Source organism: Leptospira sanjuanensis (assembly GCF_022267375.1).
Classification (GTDB): domain Bacteria; phylum Spirochaetota; class Leptospiria; order Leptospirales; family Leptospiraceae; genus Leptospira; species Leptospira sanjuanensis.
In genome coordinates this window covers 17,775-41,744 of the sequence record NZ_JAIZBH010000002.1, presented here as the reverse complement: position 1 = coordinate 41,744, position 23,970 = coordinate 17,775, and the positions used below count along the sequence as shown (strand labels likewise).

The window sequence follows — 23,970 nt, the reverse complement described above, 5'->3', positions numbered from 1 at the left end:
CTTGCGGAAAGCAGTCTCTTCCGCGATCGAATCGAAGAAGAGGCTCGTTCTTCTTTTATAATTTGATTTTAAAATTTTCATTCTTCTTTTTGCTTTTCGAATCATCTTTCTAATTGTGTCTAAATTGCGTTTCAAGTTATTGAAATGAATTCTTTTTAAGGAATTTTTTAGAATTCACTTAAATCCGTTCCGACAAAAGGAACCTCTTCCGAGCAGAATTCATTCTGTTTCTTCAGAAACGTCATCCTCCTAAAAAGTTATCATTTTATCATTCTTCCCGAGGTTCTTTTGGGAACTTTGTTCCATCCCTTCTTAAAATATAGAATCATACGATCCAAACTGGCTAAAATTAAATAAACATTTGCGTAGAATCAATTTCCTGCTGATTCTGCACTCGGGAAATACGAGCGATTCCAAGCATGAACGTACATCAGAACGAGAAGAAAATTCAACGAAAAACGATTCTTATGGTTTTGACGATTGCCCCCGTTTTAATCATAGGCACGTTCGTTTACGAAGCGAAAAAGAAACAGGAAGAGATTCATCGAATCGTTTGGATGCGAGCGAGAGTGACGCAGGATTACATTCGTAGAGTCAGCAATCAAACCAAGGCATTGGGGTCGTCGATTACGAACGCGATGCTGTATCATTCGGATGAAACTCCAAGCGCATCGGTTCTTCGGAAGTTCCGCAACTTTCCGAGTTTGAAATTGTTCGGAATTGAAAATCGAGATGTAAGGAATTCTCCAGCGCTTGCTGGGGAAACCTCGCAAACCTCCCCAGCGCCGCAGTATTTCAAACAGATTACGCCCTTTCTTTTAAAAGAAGCGGAAGCCGCGTTGGGTTTGAAAGGACAATTCGATACGCTTGTAGAAACAAAAAGCGAATTTATATGGGCGTATTATTTATCCGCGCAGGGGTTTATGTATTACGCGCCTAAAGGTAATGTTTACAAGGACGTATTCAATGACGGATTGTATGAAAGGCCGTTTTGGGTGCAAGCGACTCCCGAGGCCAATCCGGATCGCAGACAGGTCATCACCGGATTATACAACGATATCATCGATCAAGGTTTGATGATCACCGTTTCCGAGCCCGTGTATTTTCGAGATCGTTTTCTCGGGGTCGCTTCGATCGACATAGGTTTGGATGCGATGCGGAGAATTTTGGAAGTGGGGGATTGTATCGGAGAAAGTATTCTGATCGACGAAAACAATCGGATCATCGCAAAAGTGGCGCCGATCGATTTGAACGATTCGTTGATTCAAGTTCCAAGCGGACCTTCGGAGAAATTCTTTCTACAGGGCGGAAATTACTGGGTTTTCTTCGACATCAAAGAAGGTGATGTCCGTTTAATACATCGGATTTCCGCGATTTGGTTTATTCTCTACATCATTACGGGTTTATTGCCGTTCTGGGGACTTGTTTGCGCGCTCGGGATCGTGCTCATTCTTTATATAAAGTTGAAGTCCTCGATGGAACATGTTTCCCAATTGATTCACACCGATCCGTTGACGGGAATCGCGAATCGTCGCGGTTTTTTAAAACTGACACAAAAGGCTCTCGCGATCAGCAATCGCCACGGACAAAACTGGACCATTCTGATGATCGATATAGATCACTTCAAACAAGTGAACGATCAATTCGGACACGATACGGGAGATCGAATTCTCGTCAAAGTCGCGCAAGTGCTCGGAACCTGTATTCGACAGAGCGATGCGCTTTGTCGCTGGGGCGGGGAAGAATTCGCCGTATTTTTATTCGGAGCCAATCCGGAAGATTCCGTGAACATCGCCGAACATCTCCGCAAGGAAGTGGAAAACAAAGTCTTTCTACAAGACGGAAAAGCCGTAACGCTGAGCATCGGCATTTCGGAAGGAAGAGGAGGTAGAAGCGGTTTGGAGGAAGCCTTTACTCACGCCGACCAAGCATTGTATCAGGCCAAAACATCCGGAAGAAATCGAGTCTGCGTATTTGAAACCGTCACGGATTTGATTTGAATCGTCCGTGGGCGACGATATATTATAAAGATTGAATTCGTTTGCTAAACGGAAGTGACGCCCGCTCTCGGATTTTTCGTCGATGCTTTCCTTGTCTCATCTTTCCTTATTATAAGATGAAATTATTTCTTTCGCTGAGCCCAAATCTTCTTTGAATCCAAACACAATGCGGAAAAATTCTTTTTGTTATATAATGTATGCGAAGTGATCATGCGATCCGTTGGCTAACAGAATTTCATGTTTATAATCCATCTCGAAACTCGGAACGGTTGCGTTTTTGTCAAATCTGAAGAACTTTTTGCCAATCTATTGGGAGGAAAAACATCTAAAGATTCATATCTTCTACAATTTAAAGGATTGATTCTCAAATTTTATTTTGAGAAGTGCTGAAAAAGATTTTGGATTTATTTTTGAAAAGAGTTGATAGTATCGGCTTCGAGAACGGTCCAACGGTTCCGTTCTCGAGGTGAATCCATTGCAGTTAAAGAATCGTATCGGTGTACAAGTCGAAAAGGTAAGAATCAAAAAGCGAATCATCTTCTCTCTCTTAGCCGTGATTTTGATTCTAATGTTTTTGTTTCTCATCTACGAAAATCTTAGAATGGAAAAAGAAATCGATCGGATCGTAGGCATGAGAGCCCGCGTGATGAACGATTATATCCGCAGAGTGGGATCGCAGACGAGAGCCCTGGGCTTGTCGATTGCCGATTATCTCAACTTTAATGAGGATGTGCCTGCCAATCCGAGTTTGCTGAAAAAGTTAAAGACCTATCCGAATCTGAATCGTTTCGGAATTCCCAATGTAAGCCGTGAGTTGATCGACGGCGCGGATGCGGGAACGCTCACCGCGGTCGGATCGATCGCAAAGGTCGAGCCGCAGCATTTGAAGGAAATCGAAGCCGCGTTGAGTTTAAGAGGACAATTCGAATCCCTCACCGAAAAACAAAGCGAAGTCGTATGGGCTTATTATTTATCCGCGCAGAAATTCCTTTACATCACTCCCAAATTCAAGGACGAAAATTATTATTTCACGGACGATCTCTACACCGGACCTTTCTGGACTCAGGCCAATCCGCAGGCAAACCCGCAAGGACGTCAGATCATCACCGATCTCTATGAAGATCTTGCCGGAAAGGGTTTGATGATCACCGTTTCCGAGCCCGTGTATGTAAAAGGGAAATTCTTAGGGGTCGCATCGATCGATATCGGTTTGGATGCGATGCGGAGAATTTTAGAAAGCGGGGATTGTATCGGAGAAAGCATGCTCATCGACGAAAACGGAAAGATCGTCGCAAAACCCGGTCCGTTTAAACTGAACGACCGGCTGCCGGTAAACGTCGCTTCCCTGATCATGACCCCCGAAGAATCGTTCTTTATCAAAGACGGTAGTTTTTGGATAGGATTTCAGATTAAAAACAACGAGATGTGGCTCGTTCACGAAATTAAGATTTTTGAATATATTCTTTACATATTGAAAAATCTATTGCCGTTTTGGGCTCTCGTATTCACGTTTTCCATCGTTCTGATTCTCTATATTAAGCTGAGATCATCGATGAATCAGGTTTCCACGTTGATTCATACCGATCCATTGACCGGCATTTGGAATCGCCGGGGATTTTTGAAATTAACACAGAAGTCTCTTGCGATCGGAAACCGTCAAAGCCGTAACGGAAAGCACGATTGGACGATCTTGATGGTGGATATCGATCACTTCAAGCAGGTGAACGATAAATTCGGCCATGAGACGGGGGACAAAACGCTCGTGAAAGTCGCACAGGTATTGAACGATTCCGTGCGACAAAGCGATGCCGTTTGCCGTTGGGGCGGGGAAGAATTCGCAGTCTTTTTATTCGGAGCGACGCAAGAGGACTCGATAAACATCGCGGAAAACTTGCGCAAAGAAGTGGAGAATCGAATTCACCTCGAGGATGGAAGGCCGGTGACATTGAGTATCGGAATTTCACAAGGAAAGAGAAACTTGGAAGAAGCCTTTGCGAACGCGGATCAAGCCTTGTATCGTGCAAAGTCTTCCGGAAGAAATCGAGTTTGTGCGTTTGATCCTAAAATGCCCGCAACCGTTCCCTCTCATTAAAGGGAAGTCGATCTATCATTCAGATTTAACTTTTATTCTTCAAGCTATAAGCTGAGCAGCTTTTCGAAATCCGATTTGTTATAGTTTGTAAAAATACAAAGCGATTCTTTTGAAAGATTGATTTGAAAAAATCGCGTTTCCTGTTTCGGAGTTTTATATGGGCCATACAATTGCAATCGACTACGGGTTAAAAGATCTACAAGTCAATTCGGTTTGTTATAAGCTTCTCATTATCGAATTTTCCGGCATCGTGAATCACGAAACCTTGAGAGGGATTCCCGCAAAATTGCACTCAATATTCCACGAATTGGAAGGGACGTTGGTCATTGATATTCGAGGGGTAAAAAATCCCGATGCCGAGTTCGTAAGAGCCTTTACCAATATTTTGCTCGGCATTTCGGAGCGTTTTGTCCGTTACTTTATCATGACGAGTGAAAGAAAAGTTTACAATTGGATTCTAAATTCCAGTAAGCTGCGGGACGTGGACCCGATTCTGAATTTCGAAGATTTAAAAAAAGAGTTGGAACTGGACTCTTTGATCCGCGAATTCGAATTATGAATTACAGCTTGTGCCAAAACTTATTTCTACTTGGATAGAAAAGCAAGCTGCAAGGTTCTTGTCCTGACGCTGCGATCCGTAGAGAGCAGCGTCGCTGAGTTTCCCGCTGCGATCCGTAGAGAGCGGTGTCGCTGAGTTTTCTGTGGGACAGGTTCTTATAAAAAATCAGAGCGAAAATAATTTCTTATATTCATTTTATATTTTGAAGGGAACCCAATTTTAGATCTGTTATACTATTGAGTGTAGAAGGGAACTCACTCTATTACACTCGTCTATCTGGTTCCGTTCGCAACAACGAGCCAGATAGATAATTTTAGAGAGTTTTCGTTTTCAATCTTCTCCGATTCTCCGCAGTACGGACTTCTTCCTTCCTTTTTATTTTGATTAAAGAAAATCTATATTTCCTTGCGCAATTTTTTGTATAACTTCGGACAACGCCGGATGGGGTAAATCGTTTCTGTTCGGCTTGGAGACGGGATCGGAAAAAATCAAATCCTATTGCGGAAATCGAATGTGATGCTAATGATCGTTGCCGAGTTGTCATTCTTTAATTCTTAAATTCAATTTATAACTAGGGGAGATTTGAAATCAAACTTATATTAGAATAAAGGAAGAATAACGTTCCATTGAAAGAAAACGATTCAATCGACTCGCTCCTATATCTCCATAAACACAGCACTGAATCTATTTGGCTAATTTGCATTCATTAGCCAGGTAGATTTTTTTTTGTTTTCTTTAGGAAGAAGAGGTTCGATCGAGTGGGGGTCTTTTTCTTCATAGTCGTCAAAGTGCATGACTTGGAACAAGAAAATGCCGGAATGTGAATCAAGCGGGAGCGTTTGTTTGCGATCAATTATGGGAATGTTTTCGCTCCTGCATTCGATTCCTTGCAAAAACATGTTAAAAATGCTTTCGAAGGCGCTTGCAATCGAGTGGTCGGTTTGGGTTAGATACGTGGGATTGATAACTCCGTCCAATGCTGCGACCAAGATATCGATCGTAAGTTCGCGATTGATATCCTTTCTAAATTCGCCGATTTCCTGACCTTCTTGGATTAAATCAGCGAGTCGTCTCATTCGTTCCCGACGGTATTCCTGCATCATGGAGTAAAGATCGGGGCGGAGATTCTGAATGTCCCTTGCAAAGGGTTTCCCCATCTTCGAACCTAGTTCAGAAACGATAAACAGGATTTCGCGCAGTCTTTGACTCGGACTTTTGGATTTATCGGCGATGATCGCTTCGTGCTGGCTTTTGATTTTTTCCTTAATGAAATCGAAAACCGCGCTGATCAATTTTTCTTTCGCGTCGTAATATCGATAAAGGGTACGTTTACTGATTCCTATATGTTTGGCGATTTCATCCGTGTTCGTTTTGGCAAATCCGGCGGATAAAAAAAGCCGTGTCGTTCTCTCTAAAATTCTTTCAATCATATCGGGAATCGTAATCGTGTGTGTTCTATTGATTGGACGCGGAATCTTTTGTCAACGTTTCGGTTTTTCGGGAATTCGGGAAAAACCGAAACGGATGTTCCCTGATTTCTTAAAGGAGAGCTTTCTTTCTGAGTCCCTTTGGAGAATCGCCGGCCCACTTTTTACACGCCCGATGAAAGGAAGTGTAGGAGTTAAATCCGCATTCGAACGCGATGTCCAAGAGATTCATGTTTTGTTTTTCCGAGAGAAGGCGTACTGCATCGTTCATGCGATTGCGATTGATAAAATCGGAAAAGCCGGTGTTCTTATAATTGTTCAAATAAAAAGATGCTTGGTGAAGGCTGATTCCCAGATACGCGGAAAGATCGATCAAACGGATGCTGTCATCCGCGTATAATTTCGCCGCTATAAAGGCGCTCAATCTTTCTTCCGCGCGTTTAAGATCGTCCTCTTTGAGAAGATTTTTTTCCTCGATCCGATCGTTTGTTCGTTCGGAATCGTTTAAGGTCGACGGCTGTTCGTTGATTTCCTCGATCTCTTCGTTTTCCGTAAACTCTTTGAATTCGGATTTTTTCAGATTCCGGTTTGCGGCTTCCCTGTTGATGAAGTATAGAATTGAAACGAGAAGTATTTGAGTATAGTTTGAAATACTGTTCCAGTTCGAGTTATAAAACGTTATCCCGATTACATTTCCCAGAATCCCCGCGCCGAATCCGACCGGGATCGCGAACAGATACGGATTTTTCCGATTCGGCTCGGCTTTGCGGAAAAACAAACCGTTTTCAACGACCGTAATCAGACAAATACTGAAGCACGCGAGTTCTCCGGCGATTAAAAGAGGAGCGGGTTCTTCGAAATAAATCAAAAAGATGAAAGAAAGAGCGCCCGCACCGCCGGCGTTTCGGAGAACGGTCTTACACGGAACCGGATTTTGAAGAACGTTTTGGATCGTCATTCGGAGCAATAGAAAAGAATAGATTCCGGTTCCATAAATCAATGCGATCCATTTGAGTTTAGGGAATGCTCCGGTATCGAGCGCCTCGGAAACGATTCCGTTCCAGAGCGCAAGGTAAGCTCCGAAAAACAAAATAAACGCGGAGAAAATATTCCTCTCGATGCACGATTGCAGATCGGATTTCAAAACCGACCTATACTCGAAGCTTGATCTTAGTTTCGAATTATAGACGGTAATTAAGAAATTCTGGATGTGAGTATTCATAAGCTACGAGCTCTCTATTTGCGGATTCGAATTTTATATTTTCAAATAGGAGGCTCTTTAAAAACTTCCGGGTTGTTTCGATTCGGCTTATTTTTTCGCTTAATGGAAGATCGTGTTTTTGGATCCCTTGGTTTCGAACTTGATACTGTACGTTGAATCTATAATGTAAGAATCGATTCGTAATTGCAAAGTATCGATTGAACAACTCGATGATTTGCAAAGACGCTGTTTTGCTAATACGAAATGATTTCATTTTGATTCTGAGTATCGTTGTATAATTTGAATCATTCTAAACCGAAGTGATTTGGTTTGATTCTTATCGAACGCTTCTATGAGCCATGTCTCTGAAAGGGGAGTATAAGTAAACTAGAAAATTGACAAATAGTTTACCTCATGCCATTTCGGCATTGATTTTAAGAGGAATGATCCGATTTTTTAATGCGAAATGAAGATTCTGTCGCGAACGGGATAAACGGGATCGTTTTTACTTTGTTTATCTTTTCTAAAAGTATGGAATTATCATTCGTTCGAATGAGATTCCTGCGTTAGGGATCGAAGCGGAGTCAATCAATCGTTTTATCGCCTTCTTTTGAAACGACTTCCCGATCCGCGATTGATTGACTGGAGCATTATGTTGCGACCGTAAGGAGCAACATTGAGTTGGAGCCCGACCGCGGAGCGGGAACGCCCCGAATTTTCCTTATAAAATTAAATCCTTGCATCCGGTTATGGTGCGGAGGTCACACAGCGAACATAGTAGGTGGTTGCTTTGGAAGCGCTACCGGAGGTGAATCCGGATTGAAAGTTGATCGCCCAAGCGTTTGTGGTACTCAGCTTATATGTGGTCGAAGTCCAAAAATACTGCGTTGGCGTTGCGGGGAAATACGTTCCATTGATCAACGGAGAAACTCCGACAGAATGATCCAAGATACTTCTCAATTCGGTCACCGATGGAAGCCGCCAGGTCTTCCCTGCTAATGAGAGGCCGTTGCAGTATGTGAGCGCGTTAGCCCAGTTTAATTGATTCGTCCCTCCCGTTCCGCAGGAGGTTCCGGATAAGTTGTTTGTACATTTCTGCCAAATGAGACCCTTCCCGATGTCCGTGATCGTTCCGTCGTTGTTATCCACAAAGGGAGCAGCCGACAAGGAAAGTGTCATGGCATACAGGAAGGAGATGATTCCCCAAATAAAAACTGCATTCCACATTTTCATTTTATTTCGAATTTGTCGTAAGCTCATTGCGGTCTCCTTTGCGTTCTTTGAGGTTTCGGTTCTCGAAATCGGATTTCGGATTCTTTTGGGCAACGATGGAAGATTCACATATTTGAATTTCATACTGTTTTTACCTTTTTACGGAGAAACGCACCGGGCCAGAGATCCAGCCGAAGAGCTTGTGGTCCAAGTCGTTCCCCCGTCGGAAAAATACAGAACCAATGACTTCGTCGTATCCGGGAGATATAGAGTCGAGCTCCAGTAGTAATAGCTTCCCGTCGCATTCGGAAATGCGGTCGTAAAGGTTCGAGGAGATGCCGCCGCATTGAAGTCGACTAACGTTTCGATTTCCGAAATTGTTGGAAGTCGCCAGTTATTTCGATTCGCATATCCCGCGCCTGAATTAAGTGCGTTTAAAGCGAGGCAAGCGTTGGTCGCGCCCGTTAAGTCGTAGAGAGTGTTGGACCCGCCGGAACAATCCGAATTGGTTCTACCCTGATGACAGGTTTTCCAATAGAGACCGGTGTTTGCATCGAGTGTTATATATTCGTTTCCGTTTACGGTTAGCAGGGAGAACGCAGGATTGACTCCTTTCTGGAGTTTCCCATCCTGTCCCGCTGAGCTTGCCAAAGAGCAGGTTGCGTCCAAAGTCCCCGAAGAATCCCAACAATTGATCTGCATCGTTTTGAGAGGCGCCGTTCCGAAGATCATGATATTGATATTTGCGGTCGTGCTTCCCGAAGAATTGCTCGCAGTGATTGTGTAAGCAGTCGCCAACTGAAATGAAGTCGGTGTTCCCGAAATCGCACAGGTAGTTGCGTTGATCGAAAGACCGGCCGGCAAAGCGATATCGGAAGTACAACTGGTTACGGTTCCGGTAAACGTCGGAGTCGCCGTTGCGGCCATTCCTCTAAAAAGAACATACGGGCTACCCGCGTAGTTCAACGAAGAAGGCGGAGGAATGTTGACTTGGATGGAAAAAGTCGTATTGGTGCTTCCGAATGCGTTGCTTGCGGTAATCGTGTACGTCGTAGCTGGTTGTGCTACGGTCGGCGTTCCGGACAATGCGCATGTGGTTGCGTTGAGTCCAAGTCCAGCGGGCAATGTGATGTCCGACGTACAACTTGTAATCGTTCCGGTTAACGAAGGTGTTTGTGTAGGAATCGCCGTTCCTTGCGTAAATGTGAACGGACTACCGGAGTAAGCGAGTCCCGTCGGAGGAGCCAAATTGACCGTGATCGAAATTGTAGTGTTAGTGCTTCCGAATGCGTTGCTTGCAGTAATCGTGTACGTCGTAGCTGGTTGTGCTACGGTCGGCGTTCCCGATAATGCACAGGTGGTTGGATTGAGCCCTAGTCCTGTAGGCAGTGTGATATCCGAACTGCATCCGGTGACCGTTCCCGTAACGGAAGGAGTTGCGGTTGTGATCGTAACCCCTTGTGTAAAAGTGAAAGGTGTTCCTGCGTAACTCAGCGCTGTAGGAGGGGCCAAGTTCACTTTAATGGAAATGTTTCGGGTGGTGCTTCCGAATGCATTGCTCGCAGTGATTGCATATGTGGTCGCTCCTTGAGTGGTCGTCGGAGTTCCCGAAATCGCACAAGTCGTCGTATTGAGATTCAAACCGGCCGGTAAGGGAATATCCGAAGTACAATTCGTGACGGTTCCCGTGACGGTTGGAGTCGCCGTAGTAATCGTTGCACCTTGCGTAAAAACGAACGGATCGCCCGCATACGTTAATCCGGAAGGAGGAGCTAAGTTTACCGTGATGGAAATCGTTGTATTCGTACTTCCGAATGGATTGCTCGCGGTGATCGTATACGTCGTCGCAGGTTGTGCTGTTGTCGGAGTTCCCGAAATCGCACAAGTAGCCGCATTGATTCCTAAACCGTTCGGCAACGGAATATCGGAAACGCAGTTCGTCGCAGTTCCCGTGAACGTAGGCGTTACCGTTGCAATTGTAGAATTCTCCGTAAACGTATAAGAGCTTCCTGCAAAATTCAAAGCCGAGGGCGGGGCTAAATTTATAGTAATCGTAATCGGGAAGGTCGTGCTTCCGAACGGATTGCTCGCGGTGATTACATAGTTTGTCGCCGCTTGCGCAACGGTGGGAGTTCCGGTGATTCGGCAATTCGTATTGTCTAAAAATAAACCTGCAGGAAATGCAATATCGGAGACGCAGTTGGTCACCGTTCCCGTAACCGTAGGAATGATCGTTGCGATTGTCGCGTTTTCCGTAAAGACATACGGACTTCCCGCGTAATTCAAAGCGGAAGGAGGCGCGAGGTTTACCGTAATGGAAATCGTCGTACTGGTGTTCCCGAACGCGTTGCTTCCCGTAATCGTATAATTGGTCGCAGCTTGGGGCGTGGTCGGATTTCCGGAAATTCCGCAATTCGAGGCGTTCAGACTCAATCCCGTCGGAAGGGGAATGTCCGAAGTACAAGCGGTAATTGTGCCGGTATAGGTCGGAACGATCGGCGCAAACGTGGAAGTGCCGACGGTAAAAACCATAGCGCCCGTAGCAAAATTCAACGCCGCGGGAGGATTCATATTCACGCTTATAAGAATAGAACTGGTTTTGCTTTGCGAAGAATTGCTGGCGGTGATCGTGTAATTCGTCGCCGCTTGGTTGACCGTCGGAGTTCCTGAAATCGCACAGGTTTTGCCGTCAATCGCGAGTCCCGCCGGGAGCGCGGGGCTTGCGGAACATTGTTCGATCAACCCCGCGGTGCTGGGTTGGATCGTAGCGATCGGCGCGTCTTTCGTAAGAACATAAGGACTTGAAGAATAATTGAGAGAAAGTGGATCTGTCGGTGATTGAAAAAGATTCATCGGACCGAAAAAACCTTTGAAACTAAAAGAATTCGAACTTCCTAAACAATGGATTGAAAGGAAAATGAATAACAACGGAGAAAGGACGAGCGGTGTGCGGCTTCTCAAGGGGAAGCGATTTCTTTTCCAAAAAAAGAATGTAAGAATCCGACTCTGGAACGAATTGAATCGATGTTTTTCTTTCATAAATTTTTTACCTACTTCCTGCAATGATCCATCCAAAAATAAAAAAATGACTCAAAAGAATTGGAACCGCTTGTTGGATGATTTACGAACGGAATGGTTTCCGTGCGATTTCTCTAAAGAAAATCGATTCATTCTCCGAAGAAAGAATCGGGAAATCCCCGAGATCCAACTTGGATTCAAAATCGAAACTGCTTCCTTTTCCTGAAAACGGAGAAGAGAATCAAGACATCCAACATCCTTTCTATATACACGTAAATTTATTCTAAAAAGAGCGAGATTTCCGCCCGCGTTATAACCTGATAAGTTTTTCTAAAGCCATGAATTTGGATCGTTTTTTCGGACCAAAAATCCAGGATGCTTCTTTGAAAAAAAGGAAGAATTCTTTCGTTCGTTCATGTCGATGGAATGGCAAAGAGGTGTATTCGCTTAAACCAAAAGGACTAAATCGTCAAAGCGCTTTGTTTAATTGAGAGAAAAGACAACTAACGTGTAGTATGGATCGGATTCGTTTTGAGCGAAAGGATCACACGACGCAAACAATGGATTGCCCGCGTTTGCGTTTTTTGAAACGAATTTTCAATTCTGAGAATTGATTAGTTTTCGAAATTCTCTCGGAGACTTCCCCGTAAATTTAACACAAGCTCGATGAAAGGAAGAAGCGGAGTTGAACCCGCATTCTAAAGCGATCTGCAATAAATTCATATGAGACTTGTTTCTTAGATTCCGTTTAACGTCTTCGATCCGATTCATGTTCAAGAAGTCCGCAAACTTCATGGACATGTGTTTGTTGAGATAATACGAAGCTTGGTGCGTGGAAAGTCCGAGATAGGAAGCAAAGTCCGGCAAACGCAACTCTTCGTCCGCGTAACCTCTCACTTGAAGAAAGGAATTGATTCTTTCTTCGATCTTCTCCAGTTCCACTCCTTCTAAAATGTTTCTAGAACCTTCCGAAAGCATCTCCGATTCCATCAGATCTTCCACGGGAGAATCAACCAACGAATGACTGTCCACAAACTCCTTGTTCGATTCTCCATACGCGCGGCTGAAAAGAATCGGATAAAACCGTTCGATCAAAGTGATATACGCGATCATAATTCCCGGAATCAGCTCGGAAAACATCAGAATTCTCGTGGAATGCAGAACGGTTCCGAGCAAGTCCAAAATCAGCGAAAGCGTAATCGCAGAGGTAATAAAAGGAAAGTTAAAGAAAACACGGGGCTTTGCGGAAGATCGAATTTCTATGATGGACCAAACGGTCGTGTAAGACATCAGAGAAACCGCGATCGAATCGCAAATACAAATGAAAATCGTTCCTGGAACCGCGAAGGCGCTTCCCATCGCAATCGGGATGATTACGATCAGTCGCTTGCAGTAAAACCAAGGGTTGTGTAGGCGATCGAGGACGAAACGGATACAAATCAAAACCGCGGAAGACGCATACAGAACAAGACCGAAATAAATTCCTAGAAAGAGAGGATCTTTTTCCAATCGCGGGTCCGATTCCTGCGGGAAGATGACCTTGTTGTTCACCATCAAAAAGATGCTGACGCTGAGAAGAATCGTTCCATAGGCCTTACTGAATTCGTCCCTTTTGCCCGAATACAGTTTTACGATCGCCATCACGATTCCCGTTCCGACGCCGGCCGCGTGCGCGTAGAACAGATGAATCTCGGAAAAAAATAGAGAAGATACAATCTCGGAGAAGTTATTGAAATTAAACATTCGAAATCATCCCTTGCAATAGAATCGTTCTATCTTTGTATTGCGTTCCATCGAGTATAACCCGCCGGATCCCGTCCGGTCATCGGTAAATATAATTCTAAAAAAGGAAAATTATAAATATCATATATGCCATTTTAGAATTTAATTTAATCTGAAGTAGGATCGTATAACAACTCGTAGAAAAAAACTCGGCGAACCGGGGTCACAATCGTATGACCCTTGTTTGCCGGAAGCTCCGTATACAATTCTTTTCCCGGATTCTTAATTTCTAAATTGAATGTCCGCCGATGAAGACTGAAAGTGAAGCACTTTGGGCTGAGTTTCCCGAAACTGTTTCGGTGACATTCCCGTCTCCTTTAAAAAAGCCTTATAAAAAGAAGAATTGGAATTGAAACCGACGGCGATTCCGACCGAAACAACCGAACGAGCCGGGTCGTTCAACAACATCGACTTGGCTTCTTCCACCCGGAAACGATTGATATAGTTGTTGAAATTGATTCCAAGATGATTATTCAGAAAAAAGGAAAGCTGATGAACGGAAATTCCGAGTTCTTCCGAAACGTCGGGGAGGCGGATGTCTTCATCCAAATAAATTCTTTCCTCTTTGATGATATGCGCGAGTTTTTCTTCCAACGCGTTGATGTCTACGTCGTGTAAAAGGGAACGTTTGACTAGGTTTTTGCCGGGTTCGATCGTTAAAAAATCCAAAAGATTCGGATGGATGAGAGTCAGAAAGTAGTAAAAAACGACCGCAAACGTGGTGTGGACGCTGGAAAGAAGCACGAGAATCTTGTTTTCAAACACGATTCCGAGGATTTCCAAGGGAATACACAGCGAAATCAAGATCACCAGCGTAAGAATTGTCCGAAAACTGAACGAAGAAGATTCGTATTTTTTGTCGATAAATACATTGGCTACCGCAATTACGAAATAGACGAAAACATACAAATCGGCCGCAAATAAGAAGAATTCCAGCTCTTGAGTGCCTTGTTGCTCGTAAAACGTCGCGATCGGCAGCGCGAGAATAAAAGGCCCCAACAGATTCCAATAATAGATGAGAGGAAGGGTCGAAAACTTCTTAAAGATCATCGTTGAGATCAGAAATACGATCGTGCCGCTTGCGGCTAAAGCGATGATATCGATCAAAAAGAGAAATTTACGAAGCCAGGGAAGAGTGACCCAATTCAGGCTCGATTCGTCGACGAACTGAAAAATCGCCGTCAATACCAAGACGGTCGATACCAGATAATCGATCTGTCTGTTCGCACGAATCCAACTTCCAATTCCCAGGACTAAGGCAAAGCCCGCTCCAAATCTTATCAAGCTCAATAAGATTTCTTCATTTAACATTGAATCTAAAATATTCGCCATATCCGTTATTCGCTTTGTATCTTCTCCATTTATTTGTTAAGAAAACCAAAGCTCATCTCTAATTAAAGTCAGTGAACTCACCATATTCCAATCACGAGATTCATTTTTAATTTGAATTCAATTTGGTCCATTCAAATTCAATTAAAAGAAATCATTCTATATACGAAGGTGAAATTGACATTTAAATTGTAAAAGAAATTTTGAATATTCGTGATTACTTTTATTTCGATTAACAACTCTATAGATTAAGATCAATTCAAGTGATAAATAGTTTCTTTTGTATGTAAAATATTCCAGAACCCATCCTTAAATTGGATTATGGTTATTCGGTTTATAACCTGCGATCAATGTATTGTAAAAAAAAATAAATTCTTTTTAAATTGATGTTCAAAAAATACAAACAGATCAACCAATTCTTATTTTCGGAGTATAGTCGTTAATTTAGAAATCTTTAAAATGTTAAACGAAGTTCAAGAATCCTTGGGTCGGAAGTGTCGCAAGAGAATAAGGATTGTATCTAACGTTCTATCGTTAAATGAAATGAAATGAAAGAAATTAATTTCTGAGTCTTTCTGTTGGGCCTGCAATCAAATCAACAGATTCATGTCGAATTAAAGGAAATGCACATTTCAATTTATATTATGGAAAGAATTGATTTCATGAAATTCAAATGAATTTGTGCGAATGCGATGATTTGAAAAAAGAAAAACATGCTGAATTGAGAAACGTATAACTCGTTTTACCCAATTCGACTTCGTTTTCCGTCATAGAAACGAATGATCGCTTTGATGCGCTCCGTAAAAGTAGAAAAAAAATTAAAAGGAAATGCCCCTTTTGCCTACGCTTCCGTTCAACAGGAATGTAAATTCATAAATTCGTGAAGGTTTTCGAAGATATCAGGCGACTCGCGCAGAAAATTCATCTCGAGAAAAGAGAAGGACGGTGAGTGACACTTTTTTATTCAAAGAAAATTGTAAAAAAATCCCTTGTTTGGGGGAGATTCGACTCGGGAGCCCTGCCGAAATGCAGGTTCCCATTGCACGTTTTTTCTTTTTGAAAGAATCGTTCCTTTTCATAAATTGAACTGCCGACAAACCGCCGGGAAGAAAAAAGGTTTTTCTAAAAGAAGGATGTGAGCTTAGTTGAGCCATGCGGGGATCCGTTGCCTACTTTAGAAAGTGATAATTTACCAATTTCTTGAAAACAAAACAAAACGAAACGTTCTTCGATCGGTTTGTTCATTTGCGTTGATCGCTGTGGTCTTCTTATCGAAGTGGATAGATTACTATAAGTTGAAAATTTTCCTTAAATTTCTTTTGAAATTTATGTTATAAGATGAAAAGAAAGAATGAATTTATAGTATAAAATCGATGTATGATTTCTGAAAGCAGCGCTTTCTACATTGAGAATAAGCCACATGTAATGGATGTATATAGTTATTCTCTCTATAACCTGGAAGGGAAGCAATTGTATTCCGAACCGAATTACAATCCGCTCTTGGATTCCGAAGCAAAACTCAAAAAAATCGTAGAAAGATTTATCGATTACGGAAATCTTCATTCCGCCGTTTCCACTCTCCGCAGATTCAAGAACGGCAGAAATGTCCAGTTGATGGTGCGGTCGAACAACGATCGCATTTATCGGGTTAATTTTGAAATCAATCCGAAAGGCGGTTACGTTCTCGCGCATATCGAATCCACGACTCGAATTCTATCGAATCTCGAAAAGAATCGAGTGCAAAGATTTCGTTCTCTCAAACACGATTTGGTGAGAACTCTCAAGCTTGAAAAAACGTATTTTTATCTGGTAAACATTGAAATTTACAATCACCCCTTTCTTCACAAATACGAAACTCAGGTATACGAAGCGGTTTTTTTGGATCTGCATACGGAATTCTTAACGATTACGAACAGTCAAAACGTGGGGCTTCGGATTTCCACGAATCAGATTTTCTTCGCGTATCAGATCAACAAACCGGACGTCGATATCAATTGGATTCCTTCCAGTTTGATTTCGTATATGAAGAACACGATTCAAATTGAAAATCACGAATTTCATCTGAAACTTTCGATCGGCGGTTACCATACGGCGGAGACCGATACGAGTCCGCTACGAATTCTCAAAGGGCTGCGGGCCAATCTGAAAAAAGTGATCGATTATCCGTTCAGCCGTTATGCGACACAGAGCCAAAACGATTCTTCCAATCTGATTTCCACGTATTTATCCCTTCGCAATTCGGTTCACAAAAAGGAACTCCTCTTGTATTATCAACCGATCGTTCGTTCGGAAACGAAAGAACTTCATTCTTTGGAAGCGCTTTCGCGCTGGAATCATTCCGCAAAAGGGATGATCAGTCCGGACGTGTTTATTCCTTTAGCGGAAGAATCCGGTTTGATCAGTTCCATCGGAGCTTGGGTGATTCAAAGCGCTCTCTGGGATCTTTCTCAAATTCGAAAAAGCGATTCTTCGGTTTCGAACGCATTGATTTCGATCAACGTTTCTCCATTTCAATTGAAGAATCCCGAATTTGCGGACAATTTGATTTCTTATTTTTCAAAGCTGAATTTGAATCCGAATTCGATCGTTTTGGAAATGACGGAAAGCCGTTACGAAGAAACCGCTCTGATCATCGAACAGATGGCGATTTTAAAACGTTTCGGGTTTCAGATTGCGATCGACGACTTCGGAATCGGGAATTCGAATTTTTCCAGAATCGAAAAAATCGAATGCGATTATGTGAAATTGGATAAAAGCCTTGTGATCGGAGTCGACGTCAATCACAGCAAACGAAGCGTTTTGAAAGCCATTTCTCAAGTTCTTTCTTCGCTCGGTAAGAAAACCGTTTTTGAAGGAATCGAAAACGCGATCTTGGAAAATATCGCGATCGATTACGGTGCGAATTATCTCCAAGGGTATCACTATGGAAAGCCGACCTTGATTCAAGATCTTTCTTCCTTTCAAATTCCTCGATAATCCCATCAAGCGTTCTGCGTTAAACGCTCTTTCCATTCGAATATTTTTCCAGTCGATTTCTGACTCGGCATTTAGGTTATCTTTCAACCGAAGAATCGTAAAACTTGTTTGATCCGTTTTAAATTAAAATTCATTTTTCAGAATTATCAAAGTAAAGTATTCAAAATAGAAATATGAATTCGAATTGATAAGTTAGAAAAACATAAAATCCTAAAGAATAGAATAGCTTTGTAACTTTCAAGGGGCCAATAATAAAAAAGTGTTCCTTTTATAGAATGCGGCGAACAAAGACAGTGGATTCTATAAACTATAGGTATGCCAAATGTTCTTCGTCTTGATTTTCGATGGAAAGGCTCTTTCAAACATCCTTTGTTGCAATTTCAAGCGACTCATTTTACAAATATACTCTGGATCTTTGGGGGAGCTTTTCTTCTACACTGCGCACAAGCGGAGCCGATCGAACTCGATGTTTCGCATAGTCCGGTCGGATTTCTGTTAAACGCATTCGTATACAGCGCTCATTCTTTGAGGAACGGAACTGAGAATCTGATTTTGGAAGAGGGGAGCTCCAGAACCATAGAGCTGGGCATAACGACATCTTCGGATATTCAAAAAGTCAAAATATTCAAAGAATTGAATGCACCCGACGACGACTCCTTGACTTTCTCCGAGGAAGCGGAAATACAACGCACGTCCGGCTCCCCGAAAATTCTCATTCGTCTTGCCGTCGCTACGGATGCAAATTGCGAAGAAGAGAACTATGTTCTTGGTTTAAAAACGGAAAACAACGTTGGGATCGGAAAAGTAAATATACGGATCCAAGAAGCGGATAAATGTATGTTCTTTGCAACGGCAAACGGCACCGGGTTTACCGGCGATTTAGGCGGTCTTGCCGGTGCGGATGCGATCTGTCAGACGGAAAAAAGCGACTTTCTGCCCGGAGATAAAAGAGAATATTCCGCATTTTTAGCGACTACGGTTACTCGGAAACCGGCCCTGAACATCGAACAGAGCGGAATCTCCGTTTGGCCGATGCGCAGAGGTTTGCGATATTACATTCACAGCAACGATGAAAGAAGAATTCATTTCTTCTTAGGAGCGGCGTATTCTCCCGCGCCCGCCTCGGAGGATCCGTCGGGAATTCTTCCGATTCCTTTGACCAACGGGATTCCCAATTCGATTCTGCCGAATCCCCCCGTCGTTTGGTCGGGATATTACAATTCGTTTCAGACATCGGTCGATTGTTCGAACTGGACTTCGAGTGCGAACACCGTTTCGGCATTGGTCATGAGTTCCAATTTCGACGACTCGTATTCGAACTGCGATGTCCGTCATTCTATCTTATGTATCAGACAATAAAATCAAACTATGAGGGCGCAAATGCAGGTTAGTAATGAGTTCGTTACATTCAATGTACAGGGAACGACTACCAAAGTTATGTTGATTAAACTTTCGGGAGTGATCGACAATCGTTCCATTATGAACGTTCGCGATATCATCCTATCGATTTTGGACGAATTTTCGGGGATCTACATTTTGGATTTGAATAAGATCGAAAACGAAGAGTTCATCAATCTTACCAATTTTCGAAAGATGATCTCGGACTCGATTCGGGTAAACCAGAATTGCGTAATCTTATCCGAGTGTAGAAAGTTGGAATTGTGGATCGAAAATTATTCCGTTTTTAACGGAGTCTATCTCGCTAAGAACGATTCGGAATTGGCTCAGGTTTTGAATGAGAAGATTTCAAACGATACGCTTTTGGACGATACGACCGACGAGTCCGATATTCGTCTGCACCTCGATTATCTGATTAAAGATAGTTATTGAAGGGAAATTTTAGAAGAATGGATCTTTTTCGATAAGAATTCTTCCGGAAAAAAATCTATCCGCCCAGTCCTCGGAAGAAAGTTCTCTTTTCGAGTAGGGCGGCCCTTTCGGAACCCGAAACATTCGAGTCCGAAAAATCGCTTCTTTTTTCGATCAAAACGTCATCGCTTTGTCCATTGCTTCGTCCAAGTCGATCGACAATATAATCAATTTGTCCAATCTTGTTAGTTCGAAAATTTTGCTGATCGCGTTCGGGATCGAATACACGATCAATGCTCCTTTTAACTGCTTCATCAATCTGGCTTGCGTGCTGATCAGAACCGCGAGTCCGGAAGAATCGATATGCGTCGTCGCGGAAAGATCTAAAAGTAGAACCCTCGCTCCTTCGTCGATTTTCAGATTGAATAGATCCTTGAGTTTCTTAGAAGAGAAAATATTTACTTCCCCGTTCGTTTTCACGATCGTAATATGCGGTTTTAGTAAGTGATTTACGTGAGAATTGGACACGATCTCTACGGATAACTCATCTTTTGAATTATTGGTTGCTTCCATTTTTGTTTTCCTAAAAATTAATATTGATTTTCATTTCGATTTTTTGATCTTTCCCGATCGGATTGAGTTCCGGACTCGGATTGATTGCGGGGGCCGCGGCTCCGTCGTGAAAAAAGAAGGCGAACGTCACCGGAAACGTAAGTAGTACCGCATTGAATAAATACGTGCAAGCCAAAGAAATTAAAAAAAGCTGATTCAGCTGTTTGTGTTTTTCAAATTCTCCGTTGGCTTGTTCCGCCCACAGAATCGATCCGTTGCTTTGCGGAATATAAACGGGGGTTTTCCCTTCCGAGTTCTTTGCAGCCATAAATTCATAGACGGATCCGGCCATCAAAAAAGCCGTCAAACCCATCAAAGTCGTTCCGCTTTTGACATAACCCTGTTTGCGAATGTAATAACCCGGAATCAGATAATCGATCAGTCGGATTTCCTTGCTCGTGCTTTCTTCCGAAATCTCTTTTTCCTCCTCCGCGGTTTTGTAATGAAGGGTGGAGATTTCGTCGCGTGTTATTTCGGTCGGCACGGGTTCGGATTCTTTTTGAATGAGAACCGAATTTTCGTTCACTTCCGCGATCGGCGCTCGAACTTCTTTTTTATCTTTGGACGTAATTAAAACGGAAAATCCGGCTTTCGCGAATTGTTCCAAAACCTTCGTGGAAGCGGCTTCGATCGTGATCGATTCCAAGTCTTTGAAAGACGCACGGAGATAACGGTTGTTTTCGTCGATATAATACACCGTGCTGGAATTGAGTTTGAGAAGTTTTAAACCGCATTTCGTTTCGGTCTGTTTTTTCAAACGCATACAAAGATGATTTCCGGATTCTTCGAAAAAGATCTCGGCCACGTCCTTTTTGAAAATCTTAATGTCTTCGTCTTCGGTATTGAGAATGATATGATCGGAAGCGCCTTCCGTTTCTTTCAATTCTCCCGAAAGAACTTCTCCGGATTTTAAAATCACTCGATGCGCGGAAAGACTCGCCGTGATAAAAGTAAACAATAGAACGTAGATCGGGATTCTTCTCATTTGGATAACTCGATTTGTATCGGCTCGCTCAGGCTGATTTTCTTTTTGGATTTTTTTTCGATTAAGGTGATCGATTGGTCGTCCTCGAAGATCGCTTTTAAAAACGGGGTTTTCTGCGAATTCCGAACGAATAAAAGTTTGTGCTGCGCTTTCACGGGAGTTCTCATCAACGCGATGGAATCGATCGTGTAGGTCGGTATCGTAACGGGGAAGTGAGCGGAGTAGAGTTTTGTCTGATCTCCGTCGATTACGATCTTATCGCCGTATACGGGAACGGAATCCGCGACTTGCACCGCGATAAAGTTCCGTGCGTCGGCTTTCGCTTCTTCTTCCGCTTTTTTTAAGAACGCGTCCGACTTAGAGACGATATCCTGCAGTTCGGAACTGAGAAGATTTTTCTTGTCGTCGACCTTGGCGGATTCCCGAAAACTTTTGAAACTGTCCTCCAAGCTGGGAGCGGGTTTTAGTTTTTCGGAAGAGGCTTTGATTTCCGCTGCTTCGCTCTTATCACCGAGACGTTCCGCGTTTTTATCGGAGATTCTCGCGATCTCGCTGCCGGCGTTGTAGTAATATCCGAGCATCAGAAGTCTTCGATTGGCTTTGATCGCGATTTCCTTATCCGTATCGGAAAAGGCGAGTTTTGCGTATTCCGTGATCGCGGCGCTCTGATTTCCGGTCTTTTCCAGAGAATAGGCGCGGATGTAGCGCATCTCGGCGGAATCCATCTTCGCTTTGGCGAATTCTTCCAAAACCTTGGCGTAGTTTCCCTTTGCAAAAAAGGCTCTGGCTCTGGATTCGGGACTGTCGAAATTCTCCTCGATCTCTTGAGCGCTTTGTTTCGATTTTTGCAGGATCGCGATGAGAATTTCCGCGTCGTTTGCGAAGACGGTTCCCGGATTGTTTTCCAGAACGCTTTCCAAATCCTTGAGAGCGTGATCGAATTCTCCTTGAACCGCGAGACAAAATCCTTGATGAAGAAGAATGAACCCGCTTTCGTCCGTTCCTTTTGCGAAGTCGCCTAACGTTTCTCCGTAGGCTTGGTAGGCTTCCTTATAACCTTGGTTCCGTTCCAGACTGAATGCGTGTTCCAAGGCGCGGATTTTGGAGGAATTGATTTCGAAATCGATGGGAGGTTTGCCAGTTACGAAACGGACCGCGTTGATCAAAACCGAACCGAAACTCTGTAAAACCCCGACGCTGAACGATTCGAGATGATTGCTTTCGATCAGGGAACTCTGGAGATTGTTGAGATTCATCTCCGCTTGAATATTGTCCCGGTTGGAAAGAATACTTTCGAATTTGGACCGGAGAATTTCGCTCGAAAAGGAGAAGTTGAAGAGTTTTCTCTTTTCGAGAGTGACTTTGAGTTCGTAGAGTTTTGTGTCGAGTACGACAAGACCGAAAAAGACGATCAATAGAAATCCTAAAATAGCGATGAACACACTTTTTTTCATTCGGTGATCTCTAAGATTCCGAACGTTACGTCGTCCGGAAAAACATTCGCGTAGGAATGAATTTCTCCTCTAAGCTTTTCGGTTAATTCTCCGGTAGGAAGCGTCGCGTATTTTTGAAACGCCTCGATCAAACGATCGTCTCCGAAGGGTTCGTTGGTTTCGTTGGTCGCGTCCAAAACACCGTCCGTATAAACGAGAATCTTATCGCCAGGAGACGTTTTGATTTTCAACACGTTGTAGTCGTCTGGGATTCCGATTCCGAGTACGAACCCGGTGGAATTGAGAACGACGATCTTATTCTGCGCCTTGCGGTAGTAATAAATCGGGTTGTGGCCCGCGCTGCAGAAGTAGGCGTAACCTCCTTCCTTTTCAAAAAGAATGAAGATTCCCGTCGCAAAGAACGTTCCTTGCAACGTCTCGAACAGATTGTCGCTGAGACGGTTGAAGATAAACGCGGGATTGACGGTTTCTTTCATGATGTTTTCCACGTTGTAGTGGATGATCGAAGTGATCAACGCCGCCGAAACTCCGTGTCCCGTTGCGTCCGCCAAAAAGAAGGCCGTTCTTGTATCGTTGATTTCGATGATGTCGTAGATGTCGCCGCTGACTTCCCTCATGGGTTGATAGACGATTTCGGCGTCGATCAGATTGAAATTCTTCCGTTTTTCGGGAAGAAAACATTCCTGAACGTTCTTTCCGATTTCCAATTCGGTTTGAATCTGCGTGTTCTTCAATCGAAGAGAATCGAATTGAGAGGAAATCTGTTCCGCCATTCCGTTAAACGTGTTTCCTAACGCGTCCAATTCGTCTTGCGCGGAGACGTTCCAGGAAATTCTCGCGTTGAGATTTCCCGTTGCCATCGTTTCGCTAACTTCTTTTAAAAGAAACAGGCGCACGAAAATCTTGCGGTAGAGAAAAATTCCGAAAAGGATATGAAAGGCAAATCCCCAAACCAGCAACAAACCGAGCTGGATGTAAAGAGAACGTAGACGATCGACCATCTCCCTCATCTTAATTTGAGAAATCAGAAACGTTTTCGGATTCAGATAAAAGATCAGATTTACGATAAAATGATCGGTATCGAGTTCGATATCATAGGAAGTATTCAACGCCGCTTTGGCGTTGGTCATGTTTTTGAGTTTCGTTTTGAGATCCGCTACGGACGCCGTAACTCCGTTGGAAAGGAGAGTATGCGTTTTTTCTAAAGAAGCGTCTTCCGCGGCGATTACGGAAAAGTTCGTAAGTCCGATGCTGAGCAATTTGGATTGAAACTCGTCGGTTTGGGTCGCGTCTTCAAAGTTGATATTGCCGAAGGATTCCACCTTCTTTAGAATTTCGCGCGCGACTCGATCGGATTCGAGCGTGAAATTGGAGATCAAAAGATCGGTTTGGTTTTCAAAAATCATGACCGCTACAAACGTAAGATTGACGACCGTTAAGATCGTATAAATAACGATAATCTGCAAGCGAAGGGATTTTTTCATGACCAAGATAGATTATCGTTCTTTAAAGCT

16 protein-coding genes are annotated in these 23,970 nt (G+C 43.2%); 6 read left to right on the top strand and 10 right to left on the bottom strand.

The genetic code is table 11. From position 1 onward, the window contains the following. Positions 1 to 419 precede the first annotated feature (419 nt). The 3 genes from LFX17_RS18160 (at position 420) to LFX17_RS18150 (ending at position 4,651) form a co-directional block, all read left to right on the top strand. On the top strand, positions 420 to 2,000 hold the full coding sequence (locus LFX17_RS18160; RefSeq protein ID WP_238747913.1) for a sensor domain-containing diguanylate cyclase: 1,581 nt from the start codon (positions 420 to 422) through the stop codon (positions 1,998 to 2,000). A gap of 475 nt (positions 2,001 to 2,475) precedes the next feature. Then, the gene (locus tag LFX17_RS18155; protein ID WP_238732028.1) at positions 2,476 to 4,092 is read left to right on the top strand and encodes a sensor domain-containing diguanylate cyclase; all 1,617 of its coding nucleotides are present in this window, start codon (positions 2,476 to 2,478) and stop codon (positions 4,090 to 4,092) included. Between the two features lie 157 nt (positions 4,093 to 4,249). After that, entirely contained in the window at positions 4,250 to 4,651 is a 402-nt protein-coding gene (locus LFX17_RS18150; protein WP_238732027.1) for a hypothetical protein, read from the top strand. Between the two features lie 692 nt (positions 4,652 to 5,343). Here LFX17_RS18150 and LFX17_RS18145 read toward each other — a convergent pair. The 6 genes from LFX17_RS18145 to LFX17_RS18120 form a co-directional block, all read right to left on the bottom strand. Next, positions 5,344 to 6,081, bottom strand: a complete 738-nt coding sequence (locus LFX17_RS18145; protein ID WP_238732025.1) for a TetR/AcrR family transcriptional regulator — start codon at positions 6,079 to 6,081, stop codon at positions 5,344 to 5,346. A gap of 109 nt (positions 6,082 to 6,190) precedes the next feature. After that, a complete protein-coding gene (locus tag LFX17_RS18140; RefSeq protein WP_406600715.1) occupies positions 6,191 to 7,222 on the bottom strand; it encodes a helix-turn-helix domain-containing protein in 1,032 nt (343 codons plus the stop codon). A gap of 804 nt (positions 7,223 to 8,026) precedes the next feature. Next, positions 8,027 to 8,506, bottom strand: coding sequence for an Lcl C-terminal domain-containing protein (locus LFX17_RS18135; protein WP_238732088.1), 480 nt, complete (start codon positions 8,504 to 8,506; stop codon positions 8,027 to 8,029). Positions 8,507 to 8,650: 144 nt separating this feature from the next. Beyond that, a complete protein-coding gene (locus LFX17_RS18130; RefSeq protein WP_238747911.1) occupies positions 8,651 to 11,344 on the bottom strand; it encodes a putative Ig domain-containing protein in 2,694 nt (897 codons plus the stop codon). Between the two features lie 762 nt (positions 11,345 to 12,106). Next, positions 12,107 to 13,252 (bottom strand): helix-turn-helix domain-containing protein, encoded by a 1,146-nt coding sequence (locus tag LFX17_RS18125; RefSeq protein ID WP_238732022.1) that lies wholly within the window; start codon positions 13,250 to 13,252, stop codon positions 12,107 to 12,109. Positions 13,253 to 13,513: 261 nt separating this feature from the next. Continuing rightward, complete coding sequence (locus tag LFX17_RS18120; protein ID WP_238732021.1) at positions 13,514 to 14,623, bottom strand: AraC family transcriptional regulator; 1,110 nt, start codon at positions 14,621 to 14,623, stop codon at positions 13,514 to 13,516. A gap of 1,374 nt (positions 14,624 to 15,997) precedes the next feature. On the opposite strand from LFX17_RS18120, the gene LFX17_RS18115 reads away from it, so the two are divergent. The 3 genes from LFX17_RS18115 (at position 15,998) to LFX17_RS18105 (ending at position 19,426) form a co-directional block, all read left to right on the top strand. Then, positions 15,998 to 17,596, top strand: a complete 1,599-nt coding sequence (locus LFX17_RS18115) for an EAL domain-containing protein (protein ID WP_238747909.1) — start codon at positions 15,998 to 16,000, stop codon at positions 17,594 to 17,596. A 369-nt stretch (positions 17,597 to 17,965) separates the two neighbouring features. Then, positions 17,966 to 18,955 carry a DUF1554 domain-containing protein gene (locus LFX17_RS18110; protein ID WP_238747907.1) on the top strand — a complete coding sequence of 330 codons (990 nt, stop codon included), beginning with the start codon at positions 17,966 to 17,968 and terminating at the stop codon, positions 18,953 to 18,955. A 78-nt stretch (positions 18,956 to 19,033) separates the two neighbouring features. Then, positions 19,034 to 19,426: a hypothetical protein gene (locus tag LFX17_RS18105; protein ID WP_238732087.1), complete on the top strand. Its 393-nt coding sequence runs from the start codon at positions 19,034 to 19,036 to the stop codon at positions 19,424 to 19,426. Between the two features lie 153 nt (positions 19,427 to 19,579). Here the strand turns inward: LFX17_RS18105 and LFX17_RS18100 are convergent, their stop codons facing one another. From LFX17_RS18100 to LFX17_RS18085, 4 genes are read right to left on the bottom strand one after another with little or no spacing between them, the layout of a single operon-like run. Then, positions 19,580 to 19,978, bottom strand: a complete 399-nt coding sequence (locus LFX17_RS18100) for an STAS domain-containing protein (protein WP_238732018.1) — start codon at positions 19,976 to 19,978, stop codon at positions 19,580 to 19,582. Positions 19,979 to 19,988: 10 nt separating this feature from the next. Further along, positions 19,989 to 21,002: an LB_137 family protein gene (locus LFX17_RS18095; protein WP_238747905.1), complete on the bottom strand. Its 1,014-nt coding sequence runs from the start codon at positions 21,000 to 21,002 to the stop codon at positions 19,989 to 19,991. After that, complete coding sequence (locus LFX17_RS18090; RefSeq protein ID WP_238747903.1) at positions 20,999 to 22,456, bottom strand: tetratricopeptide repeat protein; 1,458 nt, start codon at positions 22,454 to 22,456, stop codon at positions 20,999 to 21,001. The genes LFX17_RS18095 and LFX17_RS18090 overlap by 4 nt, the downstream gene beginning before the upstream one ends. Next, on the bottom strand, positions 22,453 to 23,940 hold the full coding sequence (locus LFX17_RS18085; RefSeq protein ID WP_238747900.1) for a SpoIIE family protein phosphatase: 1,488 nt from the start codon (positions 23,938 to 23,940) through the stop codon (positions 22,453 to 22,455). Before LFX17_RS18085 ends, LFX17_RS18090 begins: the two co-directional genes overlap by 4 nt. Between the last annotated feature and the right edge of the window lie 30 nt (positions 23,941 to 23,970).

What these genes read in the sequence shown, in the direction of transcription:
- LFX17_RS18135 (WP_238732088.1), bottom strand. Translation starts at nt 8,506, where the DNA reads ATGTGGAATGCAGTTTTTATTTGGGGAATCATCTCCTTCCTGTATGCC.
- LFX17_RS18085 (WP_238747900.1), bottom strand. Translation starts at nt 23,940, where the DNA reads ATGAAAAAATCCCTTCGCTTGCAGATTATCGTTATTTATACGATCTTA.
- LFX17_RS18115 (WP_238747909.1), top strand. Translation starts at nt 15,998, where the DNA reads ATGATTTCTGAAAGCAGCGCTTTCTACATTGAGAATAAGCCACATGTA.
- LFX17_RS18150 (WP_238732027.1), top strand. Translation starts at nt 4,250, where the DNA reads ATGGGCCATACAATTGCAATCGACTACGGGTTAAAAGATCTACAAGTC.
- LFX17_RS18090 (WP_238747903.1), bottom strand. Translation starts at nt 22,456, where the DNA reads ATGAAAAAAAGTGTGTTCATCGCTATTTTAGGATTTCTATTGATCGTC.
- LFX17_RS18100 (WP_238732018.1), bottom strand. Translation starts at nt 19,978, where the DNA reads ATGGAAGCAACCAATAATTCAAAAGATGAGTTATCCGTAGAGATCGTG.
- LFX17_RS18125 (WP_238732022.1), bottom strand. Translation starts at nt 13,252, where the DNA reads ATGTTTAATTTCAATAACTTCTCCGAGATTGTATCTTCTCTATTTTTT.
- LFX17_RS18105 (WP_238732087.1), top strand. Translation starts at nt 19,034, where the DNA reads ATGTTGATTAAACTTTCGGGAGTGATCGACAATCGTTCCATTATGAAC.
- LFX17_RS18095 (WP_238747905.1), bottom strand. Translation starts at nt 21,002, where the DNA reads ATGAGAAGAATCCCGATCTACGTTCTATTGTTTACTTTTATCACGGCG.
- LFX17_RS18145 (WP_238732025.1), bottom strand. Translation starts at nt 6,081, where the DNA reads ATGATTGAAAGAATTTTAGAGAGAACGACACGGCTTTTTTTATCCGCC.
- LFX17_RS18120 (WP_238732021.1), bottom strand. Translation starts at nt 14,623, where the DNA reads ATGGCGAATATTTTAGATTCAATGTTAAATGAAGAAATCTTATTGAGC.
- LFX17_RS18160 (WP_238747913.1), top strand. Translation starts at nt 420, where the DNA reads ATGAACGTACATCAGAACGAGAAGAAAATTCAACGAAAAACGATTCTT.
- LFX17_RS18130 (WP_238747911.1), bottom strand. Translation starts at nt 11,344, where the DNA reads ATGAATCTTTTTCAATCACCGACAGATCCACTTTCTCTCAATTATTCT.